This window comes from Thiolapillus sp. (genome assembly GCF_048562965.1).
GTDB lineage: Bacteria > Pseudomonadota > Gammaproteobacteria > Chromatiales > Chromatiaceae > Thiolapillus > Thiolapillus brandeum_A.
On sequence record NZ_JBHNMF010000314.1, the window covers coordinates 1 to 3917 of the forward strand.

Consider the following 3917-nt stretch of genomic DNA (forward strand, 5'->3'; position numbering starts at 1 on the left):
GTTGGGTCAATAGCATAGACTCGGCGTACTATGATGTCAAGCCTCTACAGACATGAAAAAGCGATTGTAGATCCATGGAGGCAGGCTTGTACTCATCTTAGGGGTGAGTAGTTACCCTGGGTGAAGAAAAAGCCTTGTCCGATTTGTTTGCCTCCTGGTGCCGTAGGTTGACGACGAGTTGCCCGGATCAGCTTGGCAAAGGACTCGACACCTTGCTACGGCATACCCTGTATGAACGTGCCGGCAGGGAAAGTCTGTTGAGCAGTGCTGCAGGGGAAATGGAGTCCCTTGCCCAGTCCTGGCGTACCGAATGGGGCAATCTTCAGCAAGAAAGTGAGCAGATCATAAGGGAAGCAGGCGAAAATTCACCGGCTGGGCGAGCCGTTAATTTCCATATAGCGCGTCTTGAAGGCGAGTACCTGCTGCGTGAGCTGGCCAATCGCGGATTCCTGCCGGCATACGGTTTTCCCAGTCACATTACGCCCTTCGATAATTACACAGTCGAGCAATTTATACGCGACAAGAATGCAAAAGAACGGGGCAGGGAAGACAATCGCAGTCGTTTTCGCGAAATGCCCAGTCGGGATCTTGAAACGGCCCTGCGTGAATATGCGCCGGGTTCCCTGGTCGTGATGGATGGACTGGTTTACCGTTCTTCAGGGTTGACCCTCAACTGGCATGTCCCTGCGGATCAGGAAGACATCAAGGAAGTGCAAAACATCAAGTTTGCCTGGCGGTGCAACCACTGTGGTGACAGCGGAACAACCCATCAGTTGCAGGCGGCCACCCATTGTCCTTCCTGTGGTTCCGATATCAGTACCAATTTCATCCGGCAGTTTATCGAACCGGCCGGTTTTGCGGTAGATTTCTACGAGCCGCCCAATAATGATATCGATAAGCAAAATTTCATCCCGGTAGAACAGCCCTGGATAGCTCTGGAAAGTAACTGGGCTACGCTGCCGAATCCTGATCTTGGTCGGTTCCAGATGACCACCAAGGGGCATATCTTCCATCAGTCACGGGGCATCAATGGTAATGGGTATGCCCTATGTCTGGAGTGTGGCCGGGCAGAACCCATGCCATACGATGACAATCTGCCCAGTAAGTTTAAAGAACCCCATCGAAAGCTCCGTCGCAGTAGAGATGATGCGCCATTTTGTCCTGGCAGTGACGATCCCTGGAAGATCAAACAGGGTATCAACCTGGGGCATGAAGCCTGGACCGATATCTGCGAGTTCCAGTTGAAAACGGAAGAAGGGGTCTGGCTCAATGATGAAGTGGCTGCCACCACCCTGGCTGTTGCCTTGCGTGATGCCCTGGCAGAACTCATCGGTGTTCAAGGTACTGAGTTGGCTTGTGCGGTCAAGCCGGTCAAGACCGAAGAAGGCGCGCTCTGTCAGTCCATTCTTGTCTTTGATCGGAATGCGGCAGGCTATTCATCCAGTGTTTCTCGATATCTCGATCAACTGTTCCGCCGGGCCAGGGAGCATCTGCTCTGTCCCGCCAACTGCGACAGCGTCTGTCCCCATTGTGTACTGGATTTTGATCAGCGTTTTGCTGCCGAGAATATGGATCGACACAGTGCCTTGAAAGTGCTCACTCAGCAGTGGGTAGATGGGTTCAGACTGCCGGATGAGTATGCCTTTTTTGGCAAAGGTTCCTGCCCGGTATTCATGCCATTGATGGAAGCCATCTGGCAATCGGTCAGTGGTAACGCCGTGTCACAACTGCGCCTGTATGCTGGGGATGATCCAAAGCAATGGGATATTGGTATCTCACCCTTGAGAAAGCTCGCCTACCAGATGGCGTCCCGAGGTATTGATGTCGCCATCCTGCTGCCCTCAGGTTTGATGGACAGTCTTGATGAAACAGACCGCTATCTGCTGGCGAGTCTTGCCGAAGCACCACAGATCACCATTGGAATCATAGAAAAGCCTAAGCGTTGTGGTGCAGGCTGGTTGCTAGCGGAAGCTATTGGCAGCCATACCCTGCGCTGGGCATCGGATTCTGAACAAAGCCTGATTTTCGGCAGCACATGGGGACAAGTGGAAGCCATATTGGTGAGCAGCACTGAAGCAGAGGCAACCCCTGATGATTGGAAGCGCCTGGAGGCCCATCAAATTCGCCCTGCGCCCATTGCCCAGGGAGATCGTGAAATCGAGATCAGCCATCAACTTGATGGCAGCCTGAAAACCTTTGGCAACCGGTTCTGGAAATACTTGATGAGTGAGCATCCGCCAACCCAATCACTGCTTCAGTCAACCGATACAGTCACGGCTATTCGTTATCAGGATCGTTACCTCTTTTCCCCTCTGTCCGTGAGAATCCTGTTTGAAATTGTCCGTGTTTTAAGGGAACAGATTGGCGAGGATCGCTGGTCTGCCACACGATTAAGTCTGGATACCCTGGAGTGCCGCGCCAAATACAGTTATGGCGGGCCTCCCCAGAAATTCCTGTGGTCGGATTGGGACCATAATGAAACCCGCGCAGAAGTTATAGAGCGTCTATTCCATGAGATCAGCATGCAGACAGATATGACATTGAAGGAACAAAGAGAAGCCGCCCACGGACGGCTGCTGGAGATTAAATTTGCTTCCGGCAAGCGCTTACGTGTTCGTTTCGATCAAGGCGTATCCTACTGGCGGGTTGCCCGCCGTTCCGAATACCGTAGCAGGCTTTTCGATTTCTCTCAGCCGGACAGCATTAAACAGGCCAAGGCGCTATTGAAGGCCAGTGTCCCCCTGGAAGGCAGTGAAACAAACACCCAACTTTTCGTGAGGGTCATGAGCTGATGGCAAGAAAACCCAAACAGAAAAAACGCATCGAAACCCTCACCCACGAAGAGGCTAGGCGTCGGAATATTCCTACTGCCGAATACCAGTCGGTGATGCGCAAAGAAGAGCAGCAACCCAAAAAGGTCAGTTACGCCCGGGGTGCGCAGGGCCTGGAGGAGGAAAAGGCCAACCGCAACCGGGATCTCGATCCGCAACTGGTCTGGCGTGGTAAGGATGAGCAGGACTGGTCCGATCTGGTGGTGCATGCGCCACCGCTGTATATCCAGGAAAAGGTGCATCCCAAGGTATTGATCGACGACCTGTTGCGCCGTACCGAAGCGGATGAAGTAGCGGCAGATCCGCAGGTGGACTTGTTTGCCGATTTCAATGGCGTGCCGGACGAGGGCGCTAAAACCGAGTTTTACCAGCACGACGCCAACTGGACCAACCGCATGATCCTTGGCGACAGCCTGCAAGTGATGGCGTCACTGGCCGAGCGGGAAGGGCTGCGCGGCAAGGTGCAGTGTATCTATCTCGACCCGCCTTATGGCATCAAGTTTAATTCCAATTTTCAGTGGTCCACCACCAGCCGGGATGTGAAAGACGGCAAGGTGGATCACATCACCCGCGAGCCGGAGCAGGTCAAGGCATTTCGGGATACCTGGCGGGACGGCATTCAATCCTATCTGACCTATCTGCGTGATCGGCTGACGGTGTGCCGGGATTTGTTGACCGATTCAGGTTCGATCTTTGTGCAGATTGGGGATGAGAATGTGCATCGGGTTCGAGCGTTAATGGATGAGGTGTTTGGGGATGAGAATTTTGTTAGTCAAGTTACCTTTGTGAAAAGTAGCGGAACTAGCAGCCCGTCAGCAGGTACTGACGTTTTAAGTTCTGTTAGCGATTTTATCATTTGGTATGCGAAAGATGCCAAAGCCATTAAATATAGACAACCTTACTATATGAAGGAAGATACTAAGTCATTTGATAGCACATATAAGCATGGAGAATCATTCAATCCTTATCTGTCAAGTCCCGATAGATCATAGATTTTCTTTTTGAATAATTCCGGTTGTTTTTTGTGCCAATCCTTAAGCGCCTGAATGGGCGTGATGTGCCCGATGTTTTTCTGCGGGACATGGT

The 3917-nt window shown here is 52.1% G+C and carries 4 protein-coding genes and 1 pseudogene; 2 read left to right on the forward strand and 3 right to left on the reverse strand.

What is annotated here, in order from left to right; translation table 11 throughout:
- Window positions 1–656: 656 nt before the first annotated feature.
- Together ACOCD2_RS13900 and ACOCD2_RS13905 are read right to left on the reverse strand one after the other, a co-directional pair.
- Window positions 657–1013, reverse strand: coding sequence for a hypothetical protein (locus ACOCD2_RS13900; RefSeq protein ID WP_419625742.1), 357 nt, complete (start codon window positions 1011–1013; stop codon window positions 657–659).
- A 33-nt stretch (window positions 1014–1046) separates the two neighbouring features.
- Window positions 1047–1340: a hypothetical protein gene (locus ACOCD2_RS13905; RefSeq protein ID WP_419625743.1), complete on the reverse strand. Its 294-nt coding sequence runs from the start codon at window positions 1338–1340 to the stop codon at window positions 1047–1049.
- On the opposite strand from ACOCD2_RS13905, the gene ACOCD2_RS13910 reads away from it, so the two are divergent.
- Both ACOCD2_RS13910 and ACOCD2_RS13915 read left to right on the forward strand, forming a co-directional pair.
- Window positions 1305–2792 (forward strand): DUF1998 domain-containing protein, encoded by a 1488-nt coding sequence (locus tag ACOCD2_RS13910; RefSeq protein WP_419625744.1) that lies wholly within the window; start codon window positions 1305–1307, stop codon window positions 2790–2792. The genes ACOCD2_RS13905 and ACOCD2_RS13910 overlap by 36 nt on opposite strands.
- A complete protein-coding gene (locus ACOCD2_RS13915; RefSeq protein WP_419601266.1) occupies window positions 2792–3823 on the forward strand; it encodes a DNA methyltransferase in 1032 nt (343 codons plus the stop codon). Before ACOCD2_RS13910 ends, ACOCD2_RS13915 begins: the two co-directional genes overlap by 1 nt.
- Here ACOCD2_RS13915 and ACOCD2_RS13920 read toward each other — a convergent pair.
- Window positions 3796–3917, reverse strand: a pseudogene (locus tag ACOCD2_RS13920) (IS481 family transposase); the annotation flags it as partial. The gene ACOCD2_RS13915 and the pseudogene ACOCD2_RS13920 sit on opposite strands and share 28 nt — an antisense overlap.